The organism is Pseudomonas sp. EL_65y_Pfl2_R95 (assembly GCF_963971045.1).
Taxonomy (GTDB): Bacteria; Pseudomonadota; Gammaproteobacteria; order Pseudomonadales; family Pseudomonadaceae; genus Aquipseudomonas.
Genome location: NZ_CAXAOV010000002.1, coordinates 599952 through 621518, shown reverse-complemented (window position 1 = coordinate 621518; position 21567 = coordinate 599952). Strand labels below are relative to the sequence as shown.

Genomic DNA, 21567 nt, shown 5'->3' with positions numbered 1-21567 from the left:
TCTACTTGGTCGACGACCGACAATTTAAAGGTCAGCGTGTAGTCACGCTGACTGCGCCTTTTTCCCGTGCCCATTACGACCTCCTGAAAATAGATCAGAAGGTGTAAACCTTATTCAGGACGGGACATGGAAAACAAAAAAAGGCTTACCTTTCGGTAAACCCTTGTTTTGTTTGGTGGTACGCAGTCAATTGAACTCGGCGTCCATTATGTTGATTTGCAAGGGTTTTATGTTTTTAGTTTTTTCAAGGGATACACGTGGGGATACAGGCCGGGAGTTACTGCTGCTGTCGCGCCATGAAAATTAACGGATTTCGAATCCGTTAACAGTTAACAAGCGTTTGTTAACGAATTAACAAATCAAATGTTAATCAGCAAATGCCCAAACCCGCTAAAGGCCTAGTCCTGTGTGGCTTGGGGCAGCATTGTGATTTGCTGAATTGTTAACCATTTGCTGAAAAGGGGAATAAAATCTGTGCGTGGGGGGATGTGTGGTCAGGAGATAGAAGGGCCTGAGATGTTCGACCCACGCCCCCTGCCTTATCGATCGCTGGATGATCTCGCATCTTCTTGCCGCTTTGCCGAGTCATGACATGGGGCGCACATAGGCTGCCAATTGGATTGATCCCAGAACAGTGACTGATCGCCCTTATGTGGGATCTTGTGGTCGACTACATTGGCGGCGGTAACAATGCCTTTAGCCTGGCAGTAGCAGCACAATGGGTTAGCGAATAAGAACTTCTCACGCGCCTTCTGCCACTTGCTGCCATACCCACGCTCTGCCGTGGTCTTGCCTGACCTCCAACTGCTTGGGTCAACAGCGGCCATCTGCCGGTCTGGTGCCGGCTTAAGGCGGGGCTTGATAGTAGTTAAACGGGGCATATGTTCACCAACGGTTAGCTAACGTTAAGTAACGGTTAAGCAACGGTGTAAGCTCAATTGCGCTGCATTTTATCTACCCCTTATAGAAAGTAGAAATATCGCTACAGCTCCCGGTATTACTGGCTTACAGCGATTCTAGGAAAATGTGGTTTCGGGTGTTTTCGGTACATAGTTCAGCCCGCAAACTGAAGGCGATTATCTGGGAGGGAAGTCGAACGCAGCCTCGATAAATATTCCGCGTGCACGTATCTCTGTAATCAAGAACTTCCCACCAGCCTGGCAATCAGTGTGGCCACGTTCGCGTACCAGGTGGGCCTGGTGCCTGGCCAGCATGATCATGCCGTTCTTGTCGGCGCGAATGCCCTTCGGTATTTCACTCGCCCCAAAGTCGGGCGAGATAAACTCCCGCACATCCAAATCAGTTTTGATTTCTCCACTTGGCAGTCTTACGAATGAGTGCGTGACCATGTGCCCCGCATCCGGCGAGTAGCCTGACAGTACAAAGTTTGCTCCCAGCTCATTCGAAGGGGTGGATAAATTCTCCAAGCAATAATCACTCGCCTGATTAATTAATTCGGGCATCCGAATAGCCAGTTCATCAAAGGTCCCAGCGTGCCCCAAGAACGCCGGCACAACGCACAGGAACATAAAACTGCGACCTCTAAAGCCTATGACTGCATTTAGGTGCGGGATAACTAGGCTCTTCGTTAGGTTGGCCCGTGTTCCATCTTCAAAGTCAGCCTCGGTATCGCAACCTAACAAGACAATGTCCGGCCCTGTGAATACGTTTAAAATGCTCACAGCTTTATCTCCATTGGGTCGTTTTCAAAGTCTGGAAACTTGCTGTCTTTATGATCGTCTGCAGGATCAATCAAGTTTCCGCAGCTAGCCGGGAGGCTCGCGCTTATATATGCGCCATACGGGTTAAACCCCGACGCTACATAGCCCACAACCGCGCCTACTACACCACCAACAACATTGCCTGTGCTCATTGTCCTGTCTCCTGCTTGGTTGCTTGATTAGCTAGCTCTTCTACTGCGCCCTTAAAGGCCAGTGTTAAAACAGTGCACACCTCTTCGGCCGTTCCGTAGTTGTCGAGGTCATCCTTGCTGAAGTAACCCTCAGCCGTGACAAGTGCCAAGCGTTGAAAGGTGCGGCCGTCGAGCCAGTCGGCGTGACGGCCAATAATGTTGCTCATGGCGTCGATCACTTCATTTTCTTTGTCGGCGTTGCTCATGCGCACGCTCCATAGGTCATTGCCTTGATAAACTTTGCGACGTCTTCCAGGTCATCAGCGGAGTGCATAACGGGACCACCGTCACGGCTTACCTGATAGCGCCCATAGCTGTAGGTAACGTCAAAACCTGCATGGCGGGCCGCGGCTACCAGTGTTTGGAAGTCCATTAGCGATCCTCCACGCCGGCCAACAAGTCCGTTAGCAACTGAATGTCACCTTCCAAGCGCTCGATACGATCAAAAGCACGGATCAAGTAAACGGAGAGAATCGCACCGGCGGCAATGCCAAACGGTTCTTTCGTGCCTTCAGCTGCAAGCTCTTTTGCTTTTGCGATGACATTCCTAGGTATTGCCTCATCTAGATTTGCGGTGTCGGCGGATGTTTTACTCATGCTGCCACCCCCGAAAGTTGTCGAGCGGTAAGATCGGGTAGCTTCTCCAAGACAACCTTCATGGGATCACCACCCCGCGCCGGACAGATAAGCCACGCCACCGGTGCGCTGAACCTCCCAGTTCGCTGGCAGACTAGATTTGAATGCAACGGTATTTGTCTGCCAAAGGCTTACTTGCTCTGGATCAGACTCTGGATCGTCGGACATGGCGATGGTCGCGTGCTGAGCTTTATCTACAGCGATAGGGTCCGCGGCGTAGGCAATGCCGGTTGGATCGATTAAGGCGAGCTGACCGCCGCTTGAGTCCACTGGTGACGCGCGACTAATCAAAAGCGGTATGCCAATCACCGACCCGCCGCGAGCGCCAACATCAGGAAAAACCAGCGCGCCGCTAGCGTTTCGCAACATGGCCATATTGGTTGCGGTAGCCGAGTCGGTTACAAAGTAGGCTGCACCCAAATCACCATCAAAAAGATTGATCAGGTCTGTTACATCTGCAGCCGCGTCTGCGCTCGCAGCAATGCTAGGTGCGCCATAAGTGATAGACGCTGGTCGTTCATCGACAACGCCGGCATTGGTGGCATCCAGCAGCGCCAAGTCCAGCGAATCAACCACTGCGCGTTCCATGTCGGTTTGAAGCCCGGCCTCGGTGATATCGCCAGCAGTGTTGATTGCTTCCTCCGTGACGCAGATGATGCAGTTAACTTTCAGCGGGTGAATGGTTGAACCAACCAGGGACTGCTTGCTCACCGGGACTGGTTTGCTTTCGGCTGTCCAGTAGCCGATTGCCCCGTTTACGACTTTCAGCATATTGGTGCGAAACGGTATGCGGCGAAATCCCGACATGCGACGGAGCAAGCTGCGCTCCATCACCAGGCCAAAGAACTCCTGAGCCGCATACTCGCCTACTTCGTTTTGGGTAATTGCCGACACTGCTGCTTTGGAAACGAGATCGCCTTGATAATTACCCCAGCGCGCTGATGTGAAGCGCGCCATTCCTTCAACGCTTGAGCATGCACTCACGCTACGGGCGATTAGCGAACGGATGAATGTCCGGCCTTTGGGTACGGTTGTAGCGACTGTTGACATGTGATTCTCCAATGTGGGTTTGCTGAAGAATATTTTCCGCGCCGCCCGCACCTACTTCGAGGTAGGTGCGGGGAGGATCGGGAACTAGAAGGAAGTGATGTGGATTGCGACGTCCATCACGGCGTAATAGGGGCGCTTGTTCAGGTACCGGGAGGGTTGCAGGCCGTCCGACCCTTTCCAGTTGGCAACAGTCTTTTCTTTCACGCCAAGGAATGCAGCTAGGTCAGCGCGGCGAAGACAGTCTCCCAAGATAATCGCAACACCGTTTTCCCGGCACCATGCGCGGATGGCCTCAGCTTGAAGCTCAACCGGATCACTTGGCAGCGATTGCCCACAGGCTGGACAGCAGTTCATGGTTGCCCCCAGCGCGGATTGGTGCGGATGAGAGCCGCTACTTTCCCCGGCTCAGAGTGCAGTTGCTCATCGAGGTCATGCATGTCGATAAATCCATCGCGTAGCAATCTGCTAGGCAAGCAACCAAGTAGATTCGCTACGGCTGAAAGCCAGCCGATTTGGATACCTGTCAATTGGTCGTAACAGTCGTTGGCCGATATCTCGGCCAGCAAAATAGGACGATTGGATTTAATGTATTGGCGGATGTTATCGGTGAGTCGACTGGCGGGTGATACCACCAGTCGACCACCGGAAACTCGCGCCGAAAACCCATTGTTCGTTAGGTAATCGATTGCGGCCATTACACTTCCTCCGAGTCTGACGGGTCGAAGACCGCCACATTTTCACGAAGACCGCCAGCAAAAACAGTGGCGGTCTTCGTGGTTTCTTGGCGGTCTTCAGTACCAAACTGCCAAACCCACCCCTCCTTCATTCCGACCTTCACGGCCTCGACGCCTAGTGATTTTTTGGCGCGCTCAATAGTTCGCCAGGCATAGCCAGCACCGTTCGCGTCCGCCTTGATTTGCTTTACCGGCACTTGTCCGGCTGAAAGGATTCCAAGCAGAAAATGCTCTGCGTCCTCCTGCTCAGATGTTTCTTCCGTCCCAAATTTCTCGACGTCTGCCAAAATTTCCCGCGCACTGCCGTCGACACGCTCACCCCACAGCACGCGGGTCGTGATCAGCCCATCCGCTATGGTGTGAGCCTCAACTACATAGCCGACCCCTCCTTGGTCATCACTGATGTTGGATTTGGCCCTAGCCAGGACTCGGACGTCTGAATCTTCCTGTTTGGCAGCAACTAGGACGGTACGAGCAAGAGCGCCGAAAGCTTGGCTCCCAATTACCCGATCAGCAGGGGATGACCCTCCGCTACCTTTGCTGAAGTGGCTAATCCCAAGCACCGCGCAGCTATGGGCCTCAGCAAAGTCAACAACGGCCTGAAGTGCGCGGCGTACATCATTCGCACGATGCATATCCCCTTTGACGACGTTGACGACTGGATCAAGCAGAAGCAGTGATGCTCCCCCGATAACTTCCACGGCATCCCGCAAAAGGTCGAAATCAGTTGCTGGGTCGAATGGCTCGCGATCACCCAGCGCATTGATACGACCTTGAATGATATGAACCCGCTCCAAATTGGCACCAGCAGCCATCAAGCGAGGTATTAATGTGTCTGCTGGATCGTCTTCGGATGACCAAATCAGAGCATTAGAGGCTGTTGAGCAGTGCTCACCATCAGGCCAACGCCCTCCACTGGTTAGCGTGCCAATAAGGCTCATTGCCAAAGTGGTTTTCCCGCTCCCACCAGCGCCAGCCAAAACAGTTAATTTGCCCCGAGCAATCCAGCCCGGCCATAGCCAGTGAATTGGTACCGGCACAATCGAAGATGCTGTAGTTAGCTCAGCTCTCCAAGCTGGCTTTAAACCCTCAACCTTGGGCAAAGAGGGCGCGCTAGTCCACTCATCAGCGAATCTATCCTGGGTGCTCATTGGCTTACCCCCAATCGCTGCTTGGCAAGATCTAGGCGGGCCGTGTCTTGCTTGCTGAGTTCTAAGCCCTGTTGCTGCATTGAAATGCCAATTTGATAAACCGTGCGCTCATGCTGAATGGCTGCTTTGCTAGGCCCTGATATCGATCGATTTACACCAGGAAACAGATCGCGCAACTCTAGTCCCATAGCTGCGACTACCTGGGAGGCAGTACAGCCAGCCCAACAATGCAGAAGAACCGTTCCGTCTTCAGACTCTTTGATCGACAGACTAGGGTCTTTGTCGTCATGAGCGGGACAGCAGGCTTTGTACTTGCTATTGCCTGCCGGTTTTACCTTATCCAGAGCGGAGAGCACTTTCTCTAGGCAAGCCGATCCCGCCGGCGCATGGGCACCGTTTTTGATTTGCATGGGTTACTCCTTGCCGGTCTGGGCGGCTTGTGGCCAGTAGCCAATGCCCTGCAAGAAAGCCTTGCCGGGATTCTCAGCTTTGCGAGCCTCAATGACCCGCCGCTTGATGCGCTCGGTTACTGCATCAGTCTCAACACGGTCTGTGCTGAACAGCGCAATTGGTTCAACAGATATGTAACTTCGAGGCATCGCCTTGCGTAGCATTTCGGCGAGATCGAGCGCCAAACTAGTTGACGTTACCGCAGGGAAGCGAACCGGGAAATCGATCTTGTCGTGGTAAATGCACACGTATTGGCCGATAAAGCCGATGTCATAGCCTGGGTTTTCAAGTGACATACTCATGCGTGACCCCTCCCAAGTACTGCAAGCTTACGGAGTGCTTTAGTAAACTCAGTATTCAGTGCTGAATCGGTCACCGACCCCTCATCCAGGCTACGTTTGCGACTGACAATGGTTGCGCTAGGGAACCAAGCGGACAGCTTTTCAACAGCATCGCGCACTTCGCGCGGACTTGGGAAAGGTCCAATCTTCCCAAATGGCTCAACCGGCTTACATTCGTTATCAAGAGTGTAGTAATGCACGCGACCGCACGAATGTGCCCAGGCCCCACAAGTAGATGCGCTCATTGGACACCGCCTTGTGCTTCCAGAGCACGGGCGCGGCGCATGGCTTCGTTGTAGCGGGCCAAGCGTACAGACAGACTTGAGTTAGCGCGCAGAGCTGATAAGGCGCGGGCTTTCCATGCTTGGGCGTGTGATGCTGACGGATTGGGGGCTTGTTTCATGGGTATAGCTCCTTTTGCTGAGGAACCGCCAACATCACTTGCACATGATGGGTGGCGGCTACGTGCGGGTGTGCAAGACCGGGGCAAAAGGAACCCGGCAGGACCGAAGCCCTCCCGCACGCAGCCACCATAAAGCGAAACTGCAGGCACAAAAAAAGCGCCTACTGTCGAACGGTGGCGCTTGTGCGCCTTTTGCTTGCTCGGGCTTGCACACCCGGCCGCTGAATTTGCAGCGACATTAGAAAGATACATCCGGGTTGGTGATCGCGCAAGTTTCATGCATCACCCCGAGCGGCCAATTTAGCCTTTTGGTGTGCTGCGATTTCAGATGCTACGAAATAGCTACGCGCTGAACGGGCATCTCCCTCTTTGATTGGCTTTGGGAATGATGCATCGGCGACCATCAGTTTATACAGGCCTGAGCGCGACTTGCGGTAAAGGCTACACACCTCGCTAAAAGTGAGGTATTGCACCGGAAATGGTGTTGGGGATTTAGGGTCCTGCGGTAAAATTGTTTGCATCACCATGTACCTGTTTGCTTGCTGGTGACGCCTATTCAATACATCGATCTGTCCTAGAAATAGGAAAAATACTTGGCCAACTATTTTTCCAAGACAAAACTTTTGGTGCCGAACGTCTGTGAGAGAAACACGGCTCGCTCTAGGGCTTTCTTTACTCGTTTCCTACCTGAAAAATCGGGGTATGCATTTTCGCTCCCTGGGTAAAGAGCTGCAGCCAGCTCGTCGTAACTAGCCCCGTCTGCGAAGCCATCTAAAACCCTCAGGTAAAAAGTCCACTCGCCGCGCCGATCATTGCCCAGTGGAGGGCGATTGTTTTCCTGTTTGTTTTTTTGGGCAACAGACTCCCTGATAGCGTCAAGTTGAGGCTCTAAAGGCAAAGCCCTATTGATAACCGCAAGCGTGTCGCCTTGAAGTTGCAGTTCGGTGAGAGCCCTAAGCAGCATGTGCATCCCTCGCTCGGTGGTGTAGCCAGGGACTAGCTTCCATTTTTCTACCCAAGCGAAGTTTGGCAGCTCAAGAATGTGTGAGGGAGCGAGAAATCCCTGATAAGCATCGTCAAAACGAGGGTCATATAAGTTGCGAACACCAAAACTAGATACTTCTGAAGGTGGAGTTACACAATCTTTATGAGCTTCATAAAGTCTCTGATACTCCGGGTTGCGTCTCAGAAACTCCCAGCGCCAAGCATTGATCCCTTCCCTTGCCGGATATTGGAGCGGGTTCCGATAGTCTTTTATTGAGTACGCGCTCATGCCTTCTTGAACTCCACAACATTCCCGCGGGCCAGCGCGTCCAGGTGATCGGCATACCATTGCATCATGGTTGTGCGCTGCTCGATGTATTGGGCCTTGTTGTAGATCCCGCGAACGCCTGGTGCCTTGTGGCTAAGTTGGGCCTCAATATGGTCAGGGTGGAAGCCGCGCTCATTAAGGATCGTGCTAGCGATGTGGCGGAAACCATGGCCAGTTTGTCTCCCTTCATAACCTAAGCGGCGTAGGGCCATCAGGAACACTGTGTCGCTGCGTGGCTTGGTGCGGTCACTTCTACCGGGGAACAATAAGGCATAGGATCCAGTGAGGGGGTGCAGTTGTTCGAGTAACGCAATGGCTTGCTGGCAGAGTGGTACCAGATGCTCGCGGCCCTTCTTGCGGCCCTTTCGTTCAACCGGGATTGTCCAGAGCTTCTTGGCAAAGTCGAACTCTGACCATTGGGCTTCACGCAGTTCACTAGGGCGCACCGCTAGCAGGGTAAGCAGGCGCAGGCCCAGTTGAATGTCCGTGGCGTGTGGGTATGACTGAATTGCTCGGAGTAGGGCGGGTAACTCATCAGCGGATACGTGTGCGTAGTTCTGTGCCTTACCGGTTGATAGGAACTTGTGAACGCCCTCCAGTGGGTTGTTTACGGCGCGGCCAGTCACTCTTGCCAGGTCATAAACATCCTTGCAGTAGGCGCGCACTCGGCTCATCTGCTCGAGAATGCCTTGTTGCTCCATGCCGCGTAGCAACTCCATCCACTCCATGGACAATATGCCGGTGTACTGACGCTTACCGAAAGCGGGGAACACGTGGCGTTCAAGCGCCCCAATTACGCGCTTGGCTGTGCCGGCATCCCAATTATTAATTCGGGAGTCGTACCATTCGCGGGCAAGGTGCTCAAAGGTACTGTCTGCAGCATCAAGCTCTGCTGCTTTGCGCGCCTGTTTAGTGGCTATAGGGTTCTTGCCCTCAGCTGCATCGTTGCGCAACTCGGCGGCCTTCTGTCGGGCCAGTGCACCGCTAACATCAGGATATCCGCCAAGACCAAGCCATGACCACTTTCCGTCGGGCTTCTTGTAGCGGAATTGCCACGATTTTTGACCGTCTGGCTTAACTCGAAAGTATAGGCCCGAGCCGTCTAGCTCGCGGTATTCCTTAGGGTCTGGCTCTAAGCCAGCAAGGGCGGTATCAGAGAGGGGGCGGCGCTTGATTTCTGAACGCTTCATTTGTGTATCCCCTAGGTTCAATTATTTCCAGAGGATACACAGAGGGATACACGGTGCGCAATTGTATATGGCTGCAAGTGTAGGCATGCAGATGCAAGAAAGCCCGCACTAGGCGGGCTTCTTGGTGTGCTTCCGAGGCATGTAGGAACATGTGGAAACAGGTGTTTGGTGGCTACGCAGGGACTTGAACCCCGGACCCCAGCATTATGAATCCTGCTAGCGGCCTCTCATTGCTTCATAGCAGCCCATAAAGCATGGCTTTCGGCCCCCTTCCATGCTGGCTATCACAGACTTTTACAGAGGGAAAAGCTACATGTAGTCGCCGGAGCAGTCTTGATGTATGTTTTGAAATTTCTAGTTGGAAAAATGATGATGTGTCCAATACATCTCACTATCATATGAAGCCCTGAACGGCGTTAAGGTGTCACTACATTGCAGATGAGACGAACTTTTGTTGAATATATTTACTGTGACTTTGCGTTGTGGCGGGTTTGATGTTTAGTGAGATTGAGATTAAAGCGATGGTATTAAATCGCCTTCTAAAAGAGAATAAAATAGATTCATCTTCTTTGGTGTTTAATGAAATGAGTCTTGCTCGCAAAACTAGAAGGGTTGATCTTGGTTATATGACCGGTCGCGAAATAGTGGCCATTGAGATTAAAAGTGAAAAAGATACTTTGGCTAGGCTCCCAGGGCAGCTAGATGTTTACTCTAAGTATTTTGATAGAGTAATATTGGTTGTTGCTTCAAAGTTTGTATTCGATGTTTTAGCCGCTGTTAGGCCGGAAGTAGAAGTATGGGAGGTGTCCAGAAATAGCATATCGACTGTCCGTAGGGGACGAAAGATTTCGACTTTAAAAAAAGAGGATTACCTTGATTTAATGACTAAAAGAGAAGTGTCACTCCTTGCTCGAATGCTGGGTATCCCTATCGAAGGTGTGCCTATGTTCGATCTAAGGCAGTCTGTTTTTCAGGCGCTTCCAAAGATTTCAAAAGAAAAAGTAAAAGATGTTGTTGCAGATGGTTTTAACAAGAGGTTTGGCATGCCCTCTAGAAGGTTTTTATCGAAAGTGTTTCCTGAGAAAATTGTCTCTGATAGAGATGTTCCCCTTCTAAGCCCCTACGCAATGTTGAGAGGGTGCTAGTCCACCCACTCTTCATCTGTGTTTATATATTCATATTTTGAGTTGTAATACAGCTGTGTAAACAAATGGATGTTAATCCTTGCAGCTGTAGATTTTTGTGCTGAATAGATAGCAAACTCATTCCCTTCAGCTGTCAACTCAATTTGCTGTGTTCCCCAAAGCCTGAGTTCAGGAATCCAGTATCCTGAATCTATAATTTCCTTGGCTATTTCAATATATGCTGCTTTTCTCAGGCTTTTAGAGTTAGGTATGTTGTCACTTACCTCTCGCCTAACAAATTTCCAGTCTTTCTTTAGGGGATAGTCAATTCTTGGAGGAGGGGTGCCGCCCCCCCCATCTTGTTTACGTGCCCTTGCACTTCCTCTGTCAGAATAGATTAGAGGGTTGTAAATTTGGCTTGCTTCGAGACTGTTGAATAATAACCGCTCGTATATTGTGTGTTCTCCCACTTTTTGACCTGAAAAGCTTGATGGAAAAGATGATGCGCTTATTGATAAGGCTGCTTCAGGAAGCTCCTGTTTTGCGTGTGCTAGATACTTCTCTAGTAGGGGTCTTCTTTCATTGAAGTTTACATCAATTGCTTCAAGGTCGTAAATTATAAGAATGTTTTTTTCTTTATGTTCAAGGAGTTCTTGTATTATTATTGCGTGCTTTAAGAAATTTGATTCGTTTGGATTTATTCTAAGAACTAGCCCTCGGCCTAAGGCGGATAAGTTTTTGATTTGAAGTCTTAGTTCAATTCCATTTTCATGTCTAATACACGGGATTGACGTCTTGTTTTGTTCTATGAAACTACACCAGTTTGCATAGCCGTTTTCAGGGTTTAACAAAGATTCAATTTCTTTGTAAACTGGGATGTTTGGATATGAGCCTGTAAACATAAATGTTTTGTTAGAAGAAAGAAAAGTCTCGTCAATGTCCGCGATCCATTGTCGATCTCCAATGCAGCTTTTGATTTTCTCTATGGCACTTGACAGCTTATGCGCTGTAGTCCAGCCCCTGATTGGAAATAATGGAAGAATGTTGTCTTTCTCTTTGTCTGGAAGCTGGTCAAGTGCTGTTATCTCTCCCGCTTTAATAGCAAGAATTGGTATGTAGCTCCAGGTTAGAAAAAAATTTTGCATTTTATTTATATCCCTGTCCTGATCTTGATTGCCGCTAAAGAAACTTCTGCCATCTCTGCTGCCTTCTTTTGGCGCTCGTCAGGTTTCAGGCTGATATACTCTTGTAGTACTGCTCTAATAAGCGCAGTAGGCATAATGATATCTGCAGCTAGTCTGTTTGCTTCCCTTTCTAACTCATCTGATAGTCTAGACCGGTATAGGACGTCATCTTCAATACCTCCTTCTAGCCTATCATTGTGTAATAAGAAATGAGCTATCTCGTGAGCTATCGTAAAGCGTTGCCTTTCTCTTATATCGTGTCGATTGACTTTTATTGTTGTTATTCCGTTGGATGATCTGATTTCTCCAGAGATAGAACCTGGCATTGTTGATTTCTTAACAATTATTCCAAAGTCTTTAGCTATTGCTCCTACGGCAATTGGCAATGTGTTTTGGTGCTTTGTAATTACTGCTTTTTGGGCGTTAGTTAGCGAGTTCCACTCGTGTGAAGTTCTCAAGCTTTACCCTCTTCATCTATAAACTCGTCATCGATATTGATTCCTCTGTATGCAATAGAAGATATCGAGCTTTGTATTATTTCGTCAAAACGACCGTTCTCTATTAGGACGATTATGCTTTTCTCAGTTGCGTCCTGTAAGCCTTGCTCTGCTATTTTGTTAATTGTGTCCTGGGCGGTTTCTTGAGAGGCTTTGGTAGCTTCTTTTTTAATGTTTGTATAACCAAATATAGATAGTGTTGCTATCAATACACCAAGGACGGTAATGATTACTGTTACTGAGGCGAGAACTAATGTTGCAGTGAATCCTTGGTCAGGTGGCGGCCCTTTACTCAGTTTACTTTCTAAAGATGTTATACGCTCTTCTTGCTCTTTTATTTGTTGTTCTAGGGCTTTCGAGGTTTTGTTGTTTTCTGATAGTTTGTCGTTAAGTATTTCTTGTATCAGATGGTATGTTTCTAAGCTTGAATTTTCAGTTTTTTGAGCAGTTTCTGATTTTGGTTGTTCTGCTTTTTTAACAGACTGATTCTCTTGGCTGTTTGCGGCTAAAGTGGTGCAGATTAGTAACAGGGTTAAGGCGATTTTGTTCTTAATTTGAGTCGGCATCTATTATTCTGCTCTATATGAATTTTGACTTAAGCAATTTTTTGGTTTATCTGACCGGTGTTTTAACAGAGTAACCATGCCTAAAACTCAAGCTTTTGGTAGGTATGGTTTTTATTTTTATAAATACCTTTTACGTCTAATCTCAATCCTTACGGGCGTACCAGCGACTAACCACTTCTTTTGTAATCGCTATCCCGCGCTCGGATTGGTCAAGTTTCTGTTTGCCTCGTCATATTCAGGGCTAGTCTGCCCGCATTCGGGGGCTATCTCACCGCTTGCTAACCACAAGGCATATTGCGGGAATAGGGCTACCACTGCGTCTAGCTCTGCATCTGATAGCCGAGCTTTGCCGCTTCTGATATTTCCCCAGCGATAGCGGTCAATCCCGGTTTCTTTTTCAAACCAGACACTTGTTCGCCTACTGTCGAAAAGACTTATAAGCCGTTCTTTTATCATTCCAAAATAATCTACTTAGTAGCTTGTACTTAGTAACCAGTGATGCATAATTGCCATCAGATTAGTAAATATTACTTAGTTAAAGTTCGAATTAATTATAGGGCAAAAACATGGAACAGTCTGGAATAGTGGGGTTCAGCGTAGAGGGAAACGCCGAACGCGTCACCGATTTTCGTGATGCACCTTTCTGCTCTCAGCTTGTATTTGCTGAAATGCTCGGTATTGAAGACATCACCGCCGATGTAGTGCGTGGCTGGGTTGAGTCTCAAGCCATTCCTACGGTCAAGATCGGTCGCCGTCGCGTTATCAATCTGCACCGCATTCGCCGTGAACTTGATCGTGGCAAGTCGATCTTCTGCGCGGGTGACTATTCAGATGACTAACTATGAACAGTTACCAAAAGCAGCCTCACGCCCAGGACTGCGGCTGCTCTGTATGTTGGACACTGGCCGAAATGGCAAAGCCCGCTCTTTACCAGTCCACACCCTGCAGCGATTGCAAACCCCGTGGGTTGCCGTATCTCGTAAATGGCCGCTGGTACTGCCAGACGGCTTACAAATGCGCGAAACACACGCCCAGCAACCGACCGCCCAAGTATTGGAGCGTTATCTACGACCCGGGCAAGCCGGTGCCGTTTGTTCCTCTGTGGGGGCTAACTGATGTTCTTTTCTGAGATCGGCTTAACGATGGTTGATTTTGCAATCATCTGTACCGTCCTGTTGATCCAGTTACTGGCCTTTTGGGCGGTCACACGATGAGCCTTTATAGCCTGCTCCAACTCGTCACGACTCTATTCGCCTACACGGTGATTGGTTTTTACTTCTATCTATTGGCGCTGGGTGTATTCCGGTTCGTCCTACGCGATTACCTCGGATTGTTCCACGGTCGTGACCATTCCCTTCACTGTTCAACCCGCTTCACGCTTTCCAGGCTTAAGGCGGTCTTCAGTCGCCTCGATGGTGGGTCATGTAATTCCATCGCCAAGGTTAAAGCTTGGTTTCACCGGCTCCGACGATGTTGATTCCAAACGCAGTAACTCAACGAATTTAACGACTTAACGTAAACAGCCGCTTCGATCTGAATACCACACTCCGGAAAAACTAGAAGTTATCCGGTGCGGGAAAACTCAGCCCGAAGAAAGGCAAAACCGCGCAATCAAGCGCAATTCATAGAGGTAATACACATGGCTCGTTCAACTATGGAAGTAGCATTTCTCGGCACTCAACGTTTCGACGGTGAGAACGGCCAGAAGTACATCAAGGTTTTCTACGGTGATGAACCAGACGGCAAAACCGAGCACGGCTTGTCAATCATCGGCATGGCTGCTGATGACGATGTCGCTGATGAAATCTTTCACGCTGGCTCCAAGTTCGAACCCCTGCAGCTTGTGCGCATCACTTTCGATGTCGCTCGCGGTGGCCAGAACAAGGGCAAAAATCTAGCTCTGCACATCGAAGAAGTAGAGCGCCCAGCAAATCGCACCACACCAACCCCGTCCAACACTGGCACGGCCAAACCATCCGACCCGGCGAAAGCCAACTAATCGGAGGGCATGACCGTGCTGAAAGTCGACCGCATTTTCTGTGACCTGTGCGGCGGGGATATGGGCCAGCTCCATAACCAACCCGCTGACCAAGTCGATTGGTTGCCCAATCTGAGCGTGCCGCCTCACTTCACGGTTTGCCCTGTGTGTTTCGAATACTCGGTTCCTGTCGATCCACCAGTACAGGAGCCGCTCTGAACATGGCTAGCGAATTCATTCAAGTGTGCCGCACCTGGACAACTAACCCGGACAACTCCGTGTCCTGCTCATCGTTTGAATGGATTCAAGGCTATGTGCTGCCACCTGAGGCGGCTGATCAGCTTGATCTGCTTCTACAGGGTGGCTTCTCACCAGAACTATTCCGCATCGGCTTCCTGGGCACGCTTTCGCTGTTCGTGGCCGGTTTTGGGGTAGGGCTGGTTATTTCACAACTCCGAAAATTAAAAAGGTAAGTCCAATGAATCAACTGAAAACCAACCTGCAAAAAACCGCTTCGGCCTTCGGTCGTTCCCTCAACCCTCGCAACGCCTGCATTGGTCTGGTCGGTGCTGTTGCCGCCAATAGCGCCTTTGCAATCGATACCGCTGCCGTCGAAACCGCGATCAAGGCGGCTGAGACTGATGGGCTGACTGTTGGTCAGTCCGTCATCGCTGCCGTGGCTGCTTTGGTAGTCGTGGGTATCGTCATCGCTGTCGTTAAAAAGATCTAACGATGATCTGGTCTTTGCTACTCGGCGTCCTTGTTGCGGGCGCCTTTGTCCAAGGCATTCGCAGTGCCGAGTACCTGTGAGGACGGGGGTCGAAAGACCCCTTTTTCTATTATGAAGAATCTCTTTCTACTGCTTTCATTTTTGATCGCTGCGCTGTGCTTACATACGGCCTCTGCAGAGGAGTACTACTGGGCAACTAACGCCAATTCGGGCACCCGCTATTCAAGCGCTGCCGAAGCCTGTGACGTCAAATGGGAAACCTCCAGCGCTATTTACCCCTCGAACACCAAAGGCTCTATTGAATTTTATAATAACGGCGGTTCTGTTTACTGCCACATGTGTTCAAAGAGCGGCAGTTGTACTGGTCACTATGGGGCATTTGGGCGCTACGGTGATCGTTGCTCTGGTACATATAATCACCAGACTGGTGCCTGTGATGTTCCCAAGGAATGCCCCGAGGTCGGTACTAGCGTTGCGGCCAATGTGCAGTGCACTTACGACAAAGGAACTGGCACCTACGTAAACACTGACCGTATATCGCTCGATGGTTGCGAATACATTTCACAGCCTGGTGGTTACTTCAAGGCTTACCCGGACTACAGTGACCCAGCCAATACATTCTGTGTGGCTACCTTTGCGGCCAGTGGTGATGAGGCTGGCATAGGCTCTGAGGAAATCCCCGAAGACCAGGCTATTCCGACGCCTACTGATGATCCCGACCTGACTTGCACCAAGTACGGCCCGCACACGATCTGTCAAAGCACCAAAAATCCTTCATGCGGCACCTACGATGGCGGGGTTTACTGCAACAACGAATCGGACACTTGTGGTGTGTTCGGTGCCGGTGAGGGCACCTATCAATGCATCCCCAAGTCAGGCTCGCGCACGTGCTCATACGTCCAGGGCACTTATACCTGTGTCGATAAAACCAGTAACGAAGTCATCCCCCAGAATTCTGCCGACCACCCGAACAATGGTGGCAATGCAGACGGCAACCCGAACAACGATGAACAAGCTCCCGGCGCTGTAGTTGTTGGCGGTGGAAAGCAAGGTACTGGAGCGGGTGCAACCAATAAAAGTATTGGCGATCTAGGTGACAAGCTAGGCGACAAGCTTGATGCGATTGGTGAAGCACTTACAGGCGAAACCGAAAACACCCCCGGTGCTCCTGTTGCCCCCAATGAGCGCGGCACCTTTGATCTTGAAGAATGGGATCAAAAGATAGACGACACCAAAGCCGAACTATCAGACCTCACCAATGATTTTGGTGAGCTGTTCAAAGGTGCTACCAGCCTCAACCTCTCCGGCTCCGGTGGCCAACTCTATTGCGAATCCTATGTCGTAATGGGCAAGTCCTATGAACTGTGCCTGAGCAAGTACGCCAATGAGCTATCAGGCATCGGCCTGGTGATTCTCTTCCTCGCTGCGTTGCTCGCGGCCTACATCATCTTTGTTCGGGATTGAGGGCTAATCATGGACTTCTCATTTATCACCGATTTTTTCGCGCACATTTACGAGTTCATCCAGTACCTGTGGGACTGGATGACAACAGGCATTTACCTGTTCATCAAAGAGGTGATGGTATTTCTGACCAAGGTGATGATCTACGCCTATTTCAAAAGCATGATCTTTGCGGCTGAGATTGGCTATGAGGTCGTACAGGATATTTTCGATGATCTAGGCGTCACCCAAGAGGTGCAAAACGCTTACTCAACGATCCCAGAAAGCATGCGCAATACGCTTTCTTTCTTCCGCATACCCGAAGCGCTAACCATCATCTTTTCGGCCATACCGACCCGGTGGGCGATGAAGTTCATCCCCTTCATAGGCCGCTGATATGTCGATCAAGATTCATCACGGCCCGAACGGTAGTTACAAGACTTCTGGTGCCCTGCAGGACGATGCCATACCGGCAATCAAAGAGGGCAGAACCATCATCACTAACATCCGCGGCTTCACGCTGGATCGGGTGTATGAGGTGTTCCCTGATTGCCCGAAAACGACTGAGGTTATCAACCTCTCGATGGAATCAACCGAAGACCTTGAAAAGCTTCGCCGTTGGTTCATGTGGGCACCTAAAGGTGCGTTCCTGATCTTCGATGAAACTCAGATTTTGTTTCCGAAGTCATGGCGCGAAAGGGATTTAGAGCAATTCGATTTTCCCGGAGGTATTGAAAAAGCCAAGGAAGCCGACCGGCCTACCACTTGGCTCGATGGTTGGACGCGCCACCGGCACTGGAACTGGGACGTCATTCTAACTACGCCCAACATTCGTTACATCCGTGAAGACATACGCCTTACATGCGAAAAAGCCTATTTGCACGCCAACCTCGGGCTGATCGGTATCAAGGGCCGTTACAAGGAGGCAATGCACGATGCACAAGAAAACAAACCCCAGACTGATGGATCGTCCATTGTCGAAATCAAAAAGATTACGGCCTCTACTTTCGGGCTTTATGACTCGACTTCAACCGGTACTGTCCGTGATACCTCAGCCGGTAAAAACCTTCTTCTCTCGCCTAAGATACTGGGCCTTTTGGGTTTTATCGCCATCATTATCTATTCTATTTTCGCTGGTGGGGCCGGCGATTTGTTCTCTGGCGGCCTCGCTCACAAGGCTACTCAAACGCTTCCTGCTGCCACCCCTGAAACTGCTGGGCCGATTACTCCTGCGCCTGCTCCTGTGGGTGGCAATGATGTTCCTCCTGGTCAAGATGATCAGCCTCGTTATGTAGCCAAAGATAAACCCGGCTCGCATCCCTTCTGGAACAAAACCATCGTTGTTAAGGCGGCTATGAGCGGCTACCACAACGAAAAAGGCAAAGAGCTGGTGTTGTTCCACATGCTCGATGAAGAAGGCTTTTACTTCCCTCAAAGCTCGGTTGATCTGCGGGTGCTCGGGTATCAAATCCGGGTGATCACGCCGTGCTATGTCGAGCTTAGGCGGGAGGAATGGAGCGGTGTTGCGATGTGCCAAGGCACTGATCCACAACAACGCCTAGCGGCTCAAGAGAAGCGCGAAAACAAGAACCAACCCGAACCCAGGCTAACGGCTCAACAGCGCTTTGAGCTTAATCAGCCGCGCGTAACGATCATCGAAGACACGTCACGTGATGAAAAGCCGTACAGCAGATAGACGGAAACCGGCGCGAAGCGGAGCGGCTAGGTTCAGAGCGACGCGGCCGCGCCGGTGACGTCCCTGTAACACGTCATATAAACAGAACTGAATAACCACACTAAACCAGATAGTTGGGTAGAAAATGGCTAAGGCAAAAGACTTCAATCGGATTGATCCAGAAACAGGCTTGGAAAGCACAACAAGCCGTTTATTTGTTGATCCCGGCCAGATGGGTTTCATCGATCTGTCAGACGTTCGTCTGCTTCGATGTGGTGTCGACACTGTTCGCCAGCTTTACCAGGGCATGGTCAGACCTGAAATCATGGCGTTGTTTGAAGTACCAGGAACAATTGTCGACTTTGCTGGGCAACGCTGGCACTCGGGACGGGTAGGGCGTGACTCTGGTTATCAGTACAAGCTGCAAAACGCTGACCTTGGCCTGATTCTGTTGGTTAAGAACTTCAACAAGAAGCTGGACGTGATCGGCCCACACTTGAAAATCGAAGTCTCTCCCCATGCAATCGACAACCTGTCGCCGGAACGCCTGCAGGCACGCATGGACTACTACGCACACCAGTTGCTGAGTCATGTCGAGGTCAACCAATGCGCGGTTCACCTCGCATTAGACCTGCAGGGCTGGACGCCTCCACTTGATCTGGTCGCGCAAATGCACTGCAAGGCGCGTATGCACCGTGACATTAGCGGGATCAATGAAATTAAGTGGGCGACTAAGTCGAGCGTGTACGGTCGTGGTGAAACCTCTATGTTCGGCTCAGCGAACGGTGTGCAGCTCTGTATTTACAACAAGACCGAGCAAGCCCGAGCCACTGACAAACTCGACTATTGGGAAAGCGTGTGGAAGCGTCGTGACAGCTTTGACGATGTAGACCCAGACAACTACAACCCAGACCAGGACGTATGGCGCATCGAGCTGCGTTACCACCATTCAATCATTCAGCAATTCGCCAGCGGTTCGGTAGACCTGCAGACCGCTGCATTCATTGAAACGCGCACTTTTGCTGACTTCTCCGCGCACTTGGATGGTCTGTGGCGCTATGGGTTGGGTCAATTCAAGTTGTTAGCGCGCCCTGGTTACTTTCAGCCGATCTGGACGTTAATCCGCGAAGACGTGCGGGTTGATCTGCCAGTTGATTCCCTGCTCGATGAAACCGAGTACAAGCGCTATTACAAGACCTCGCGGGGCTTCTCCGGCAAGAACGTCGAGCTATTCCTGGGAAACTTCGTAAGCCTGCTGGCAAGGGAGCGAGTGGGCGCAGCAAAAGCATTTGATCGGTTGAAAGATTGGGAGTGCTGGCCGGTTATCCGTGACCACTATGCGGCTAAGGAAATGAGCGAGCGTGACATTTACAAGCACATCAAAGCCTTGCTTGAAGAGCGTAGCGTTAGATGGGGTAGGGCTGTATGACTGCTCGCAAAGATGGCAAAACATGGACGGCTGATTTCTATGAGAATGGCCGCTCTGGACGCCGTATACGCAAGAAGGGCTTTGCAACTAAGTCTGCAGCTCAGCGCTATGAGTCTGACTTTTTTGCGACCTACAACGAAACGGGTAGACCGCTTGATGATCGGTTATCCGACTTGGTAAACATTTGGCATTCCCTGCATGGCTGCTCGCTGAAAGATCAGAAAGCTAGGCTGTCTCGTACGCTTGCCGTTGTTGAGCGTTTGGGCAATCCGCGTGTTTCTGACTTCGATGCCTTGCGCTGGGCCAGATACCGGCAATCGCGCCTTCAAGACGTGTCGCCGCATACGGTCAACCATGAACAACGCTACCTATCGGCAGTCTTTGCTGAGCTGATCCGTTTAGGCGCTTGGACGGGCATCAATCCGTTAGCCAACATTCGTCAGATCAAAACCGATCAAACCGAGCTTTCATTCCTGACGCTCGAACAGGTTTCACAGCTGCTCAATGAGTGCACCAGGTCGAAGAACAACCATGCATATCCGGTGGCTCTGATCTGCTTGGCTACTGGTGCTCGATGGGATGAAGCTGAAAGCCTGACCCGTGCGGCGATCTTCGGAGGAAAGGCGCATTTTCATCGCACCAAAAACCGCCAGTCGCGCTCTGTACCGATACCTAAAGAGGTCGAAGCCGAAGCACTCAAGGTGGCCATGCCGGGTAACGGTCGTCTGTTTATGTCCTGCAGGGCTGCTTTTAGAAGTGCGTATGAGCGTTGCGGCTTTCAGACTCCGGGTCAGCTAACTCACATCTTGCGCCACACCTTCGCCAGCCATTACATGATGGGGGGAGGGGATATTCTCAGTTTGCAGCGCATTCTGGGGCACTCATCGATCACCATGACCATGCGTTATGCACATTTGTCGCCTGATCATTTGGAGTCTGCATTGAGGCTTTCGCCACTTAGTCAGATCGGCCATATGTCCATAAAGTCTGAAAGTGGGAGGGGCAATTAATTGTCTACGCCAAATAAATCTTGCGATACTCCGAAGACCATATGGACTTCATTAAGGCGTTTCATGGAAAGCAGAATCCCTCTTCCTACCGATAATATCTTTAAGTTTTGCGCGCTTTTCTCGATGCTGGTTTTCTTCTCTTCGTTCGCGGGCATGCTCTATAAGACCGATAAAACGAATGATCTTATATTTTCAACTCACATTGCCTTGGCTGATATCAGTGAAGATGCAACGCCCAGTGCTTCCGTCAAAGCACAAAAAGAAGTTCTAGAGAGAAGGTTGGAAATCGCAATATCCGACAAAGATTTCTTTCGATGGCTTTTCTCTGGTCTTGCCGCAGCATCTTTTTGGCTTGGGTTTTATGGGTTTACACGATGGCATAGGCATGTTCAGCCAAGGCTTGATGAGGCACAGAGTATTCAGATTGAGCTCGCCAAGCTCAGTTTGGAGAAGCTTAAATTTGAGGTTGAAAAGCTTAGGCGTGATTCTGTGGACTAGGTGTAGTCACTTTGTAGTCACTCGCGCGCACAAAAAAGGGCTTACCTTTCGGTAAACCCTTGTTTTGTTTGGTGGCTACGCAGGGACTTGAACCCCGGACCCCAGCATTATGAATGCTATGCTCTAACCAGCTGAGCTACGTAGCCGAGTGGCGCGCATTATTCTAGTCTGGGGCGTTTGTGTCAAGCATGTTTTGATAAAATTATTGCGTTTGATCAAGCGCTTACGCGCAATGCGGTGGGCGAGGGCTGCTAGGG

At 50.4% G+C, this 21567-nt stretch carries 30 protein-coding genes and 1 tRNA gene; 12 read left to right on the top strand and 19 right to left on the bottom strand.

All coding sequences use genetic code 11. The features are described from left to right. Positions 1–539: 539 nt before the first annotated feature. The 14 genes from AACY09_RS10840 to AACY09_RS10775 form a co-directional block, all read right to left on the bottom strand. A complete protein-coding gene (locus AACY09_RS10840) occupies positions 540–827 on the bottom strand; it encodes an HNH endonuclease (protein WP_339487895.1) in 288 nt (95 codons plus the stop codon). 249 nt (positions 828–1076) lie between these two features. Beyond that, positions 1077–1682: a hypothetical protein gene (locus AACY09_RS10835; protein WP_339487849.1), complete on the bottom strand. Its 606-nt coding sequence runs from the start codon at positions 1680–1682 to the stop codon at positions 1077–1079. 187 nt (positions 1683–1869) lie between these two features. Continuing rightward, the gene (locus tag AACY09_RS10830) at positions 1870–2118 is read right to left on the bottom strand and encodes a hypothetical protein (protein ID WP_339487848.1); all 249 of its coding nucleotides are present in this window, start codon (positions 2116–2118) and stop codon (positions 1870–1872) included. After that, positions 2115–2285 (bottom strand): hypothetical protein, encoded by a 171-nt coding sequence (locus tag AACY09_RS10825; protein ID WP_339487847.1) that lies wholly within the window; start codon positions 2283–2285, stop codon positions 2115–2117. Before AACY09_RS10825 ends, AACY09_RS10830 begins: the two co-directional genes overlap by 4 nt. Continuing rightward, complete coding sequence (locus AACY09_RS10820) at positions 2285–2509, bottom strand: hypothetical protein (protein WP_339487845.1); 225 nt, start codon at positions 2507–2509, stop codon at positions 2285–2287. The genes AACY09_RS10825 and AACY09_RS10820 overlap by 1 nt, the downstream gene beginning before the upstream one ends. Before the next feature lie 66 nt (positions 2510–2575). Beyond that, positions 2576–3598: a phage major capsid protein gene (locus tag AACY09_RS10815; RefSeq protein ID WP_339487843.1), complete on the bottom strand. Its 1023-nt coding sequence runs from the start codon at positions 3596–3598 to the stop codon at positions 2576–2578. 84 nt (positions 3599–3682) lie between these two features. Beyond that, on the bottom strand, positions 3683–3952 hold the full coding sequence (locus AACY09_RS10810; protein WP_339487842.1) for a hypothetical protein: 270 nt from the start codon (positions 3950–3952) through the stop codon (positions 3683–3685). Continuing rightward, entirely contained in the window at positions 3949–4293 is a 345-nt protein-coding gene (locus AACY09_RS10805; RefSeq protein ID WP_339487841.1) for a hypothetical protein, read from the bottom strand. Before AACY09_RS10805 ends, AACY09_RS10810 begins: the two co-directional genes overlap by 4 nt. Further along, positions 4293–5483, bottom strand: a complete 1191-nt coding sequence (locus tag AACY09_RS10800; protein ID WP_339487839.1) for an AAA family ATPase — start codon at positions 5481–5483, stop codon at positions 4293–4295. Before AACY09_RS10800 ends, AACY09_RS10805 begins: the two co-directional genes overlap by 1 nt. Further along, a complete protein-coding gene (locus AACY09_RS10795) occupies positions 5480–5893 on the bottom strand; it encodes a virulence-associated protein E (RefSeq protein WP_339487838.1) in 414 nt (137 codons plus the stop codon). Before AACY09_RS10795 ends, AACY09_RS10800 begins: the two co-directional genes overlap by 4 nt. A gap of 3 nt (positions 5894–5896) precedes the next feature. Next, positions 5897–6235, bottom strand: a complete 339-nt coding sequence (locus AACY09_RS10790; protein ID WP_339487836.1) for a hypothetical protein — start codon at positions 6233–6235, stop codon at positions 5897–5899. 280 nt (positions 6236–6515) lie between these two features. Then, positions 6516–6677, bottom strand: coding sequence for a hypothetical protein (locus AACY09_RS10785; RefSeq protein ID WP_339487834.1), 162 nt, complete (start codon positions 6675–6677; stop codon positions 6516–6518). Between the two features lie 601 nt (positions 6678–7278). Then, positions 7279–7950 carry a hypothetical protein gene (locus AACY09_RS10780; protein ID WP_339487832.1) on the bottom strand — a complete coding sequence of 224 codons (672 nt, stop codon included), beginning with the start codon at positions 7948–7950 and terminating at the stop codon, positions 7279–7281. After that, positions 7947–9179: a tyrosine-type recombinase/integrase gene (locus tag AACY09_RS10775; protein WP_339487831.1), complete on the bottom strand. Its 1233-nt coding sequence runs from the start codon at positions 9177–9179 to the stop codon at positions 7947–7949. Before AACY09_RS10775 ends, AACY09_RS10780 begins: the two co-directional genes overlap by 4 nt. A gap of 494 nt (positions 9180–9673) precedes the next feature. On the opposite strand from AACY09_RS10775, the gene AACY09_RS10770 reads away from it, so the two are divergent. Further along, positions 9674–10324 carry a sce7726 family protein gene (locus AACY09_RS10770; RefSeq protein WP_339487830.1) on the top strand — a complete coding sequence of 217 codons (651 nt, stop codon included), beginning with the start codon at positions 9674–9676 and terminating at the stop codon, positions 10322–10324. Here the strand turns inward: AACY09_RS10770 and AACY09_RS10765 are convergent. The 4 genes from AACY09_RS10765 to AACY09_RS22035 all read right to left on the bottom strand — a co-directional run bounded on the left by AACY09_RS10765 (position 10321) and on the right by AACY09_RS22035 (position 13006). Next, the gene (locus AACY09_RS10765; protein ID WP_339487829.1) at positions 10321–11448 is read right to left on the bottom strand and encodes a beta family protein; all 1128 of its coding nucleotides are present in this window, start codon (positions 11446–11448) and stop codon (positions 10321–10323) included. The two genes, AACY09_RS10770 and AACY09_RS10765, sit on opposite strands and share 4 nt — an antisense overlap. Positions 11449–11453: 5 nt before the next feature. After that, a complete protein-coding gene (locus AACY09_RS10760) occupies positions 11454–11945 on the bottom strand; it encodes an ImmA/IrrE family metallo-endopeptidase (protein WP_339487828.1) in 492 nt (163 codons plus the stop codon). Continuing rightward, entirely contained in the window at positions 11942–12550 is a 609-nt protein-coding gene (locus AACY09_RS10755; protein WP_339487827.1) for a hypothetical protein, read from the bottom strand. The genes AACY09_RS10760 and AACY09_RS10755 overlap by 4 nt, the downstream gene beginning before the upstream one ends. A 189-nt stretch (positions 12551–12739) precedes the next feature. Further along, complete coding sequence (locus AACY09_RS22035; protein ID WP_445323808.1) at positions 12740–13006, bottom strand: DNA-binding protein; 267 nt, start codon at positions 13004–13006, stop codon at positions 12740–12742. 110 nt (positions 13007–13116) lie between these two features. Between AACY09_RS22035 and AACY09_RS10750 the strand changes: the two genes are divergently transcribed. The 11 genes from AACY09_RS10750 (at position 13117) to AACY09_RS10695 (ending at position 21310) form a co-directional block, all read left to right on the top strand. Further along, positions 13117–13389 carry a DNA-binding protein gene (locus tag AACY09_RS10750; protein WP_339487826.1) on the top strand — a complete coding sequence of 91 codons (273 nt, stop codon included), beginning with the start codon at positions 13117–13119 and terminating at the stop codon, positions 13387–13389. 2 nt (positions 13390–13391) lie between these two features. Then, positions 13392–13679, top strand: coding sequence for a lysogeny maintenance protein PflM (pflM, locus tag AACY09_RS10745; RefSeq protein WP_339487825.1), 288 nt, complete (start codon positions 13392–13394; stop codon positions 13677–13679). A 510-nt stretch (positions 13680–14189) separates the two neighbouring features. Then, positions 14190–14549 carry a hypothetical protein gene (locus AACY09_RS10740; protein ID WP_339487824.1) on the top strand — a complete coding sequence of 120 codons (360 nt, stop codon included), beginning with the start codon at positions 14190–14192 and terminating at the stop codon, positions 14547–14549. 200 nt (positions 14550–14749) lie between these two features. Continuing rightward, positions 14750–15001, top strand: coding sequence for a hypothetical protein (locus AACY09_RS10730; protein WP_339487823.1), 252 nt, complete (start codon positions 14750–14752; stop codon positions 14999–15001). 5 nt (positions 15002–15006) lie between these two features. After that, positions 15007–15258 (top strand): major capsid protein, encoded by a 252-nt coding sequence (locus tag AACY09_RS10725; protein ID WP_339487822.1) that lies wholly within the window; start codon positions 15007–15009, stop codon positions 15256–15258. Positions 15259–15369: 111 nt separating this feature from the next. Further along, positions 15370–16722: a hypothetical protein gene (locus AACY09_RS10720; protein ID WP_339487820.1), complete on the top strand. Its 1353-nt coding sequence runs from the start codon at positions 15370–15372 to the stop codon at positions 16720–16722. A gap of 9 nt (positions 16723–16731) precedes the next feature. After that, positions 16732–17094: a DUF2523 family protein gene (locus AACY09_RS10715; RefSeq protein ID WP_339487819.1), complete on the top strand. Its 363-nt coding sequence runs from the start codon at positions 16732–16734 to the stop codon at positions 17092–17094. 1 nt (position 17095) lies between these two features. Further along, positions 17096–18394, top strand: a complete 1299-nt coding sequence (locus AACY09_RS10710) for a zonular occludens toxin domain-containing protein (RefSeq protein WP_339487818.1) — start codon at positions 17096–17098, stop codon at positions 18392–18394. A 124-nt stretch (positions 18395–18518) separates the two neighbouring features. Next, entirely contained in the window at positions 18519–19802 is a 1284-nt protein-coding gene (locus tag AACY09_RS10705) for a hypothetical protein (protein ID WP_339487817.1), read from the top strand. Further along, the gene (locus AACY09_RS10700; RefSeq protein WP_339487816.1) at positions 19799–20812 is read left to right on the top strand and encodes a phage integrase; all 1014 of its coding nucleotides are present in this window, start codon (positions 19799–19801) and stop codon (positions 20810–20812) included. The genes AACY09_RS10705 and AACY09_RS10700 overlap by 4 nt, the downstream gene beginning before the upstream one ends. Positions 20813–20875: 63 nt before the next feature. Next, positions 20876–21310 (top strand): hypothetical protein, encoded by a 435-nt coding sequence (locus tag AACY09_RS10695; RefSeq protein ID WP_339487815.1) that lies wholly within the window; start codon positions 20876–20878, stop codon positions 21308–21310. Positions 21311–21379: 69 nt separating this feature from the next. Here AACY09_RS10695 and AACY09_RS10690 read toward each other — a convergent pair. After that, positions 21380–21456: transfer RNA gene (locus AACY09_RS10690), tRNA-Met, on the bottom strand. Positions 21457–21567 lie beyond the last annotated feature (111 nt).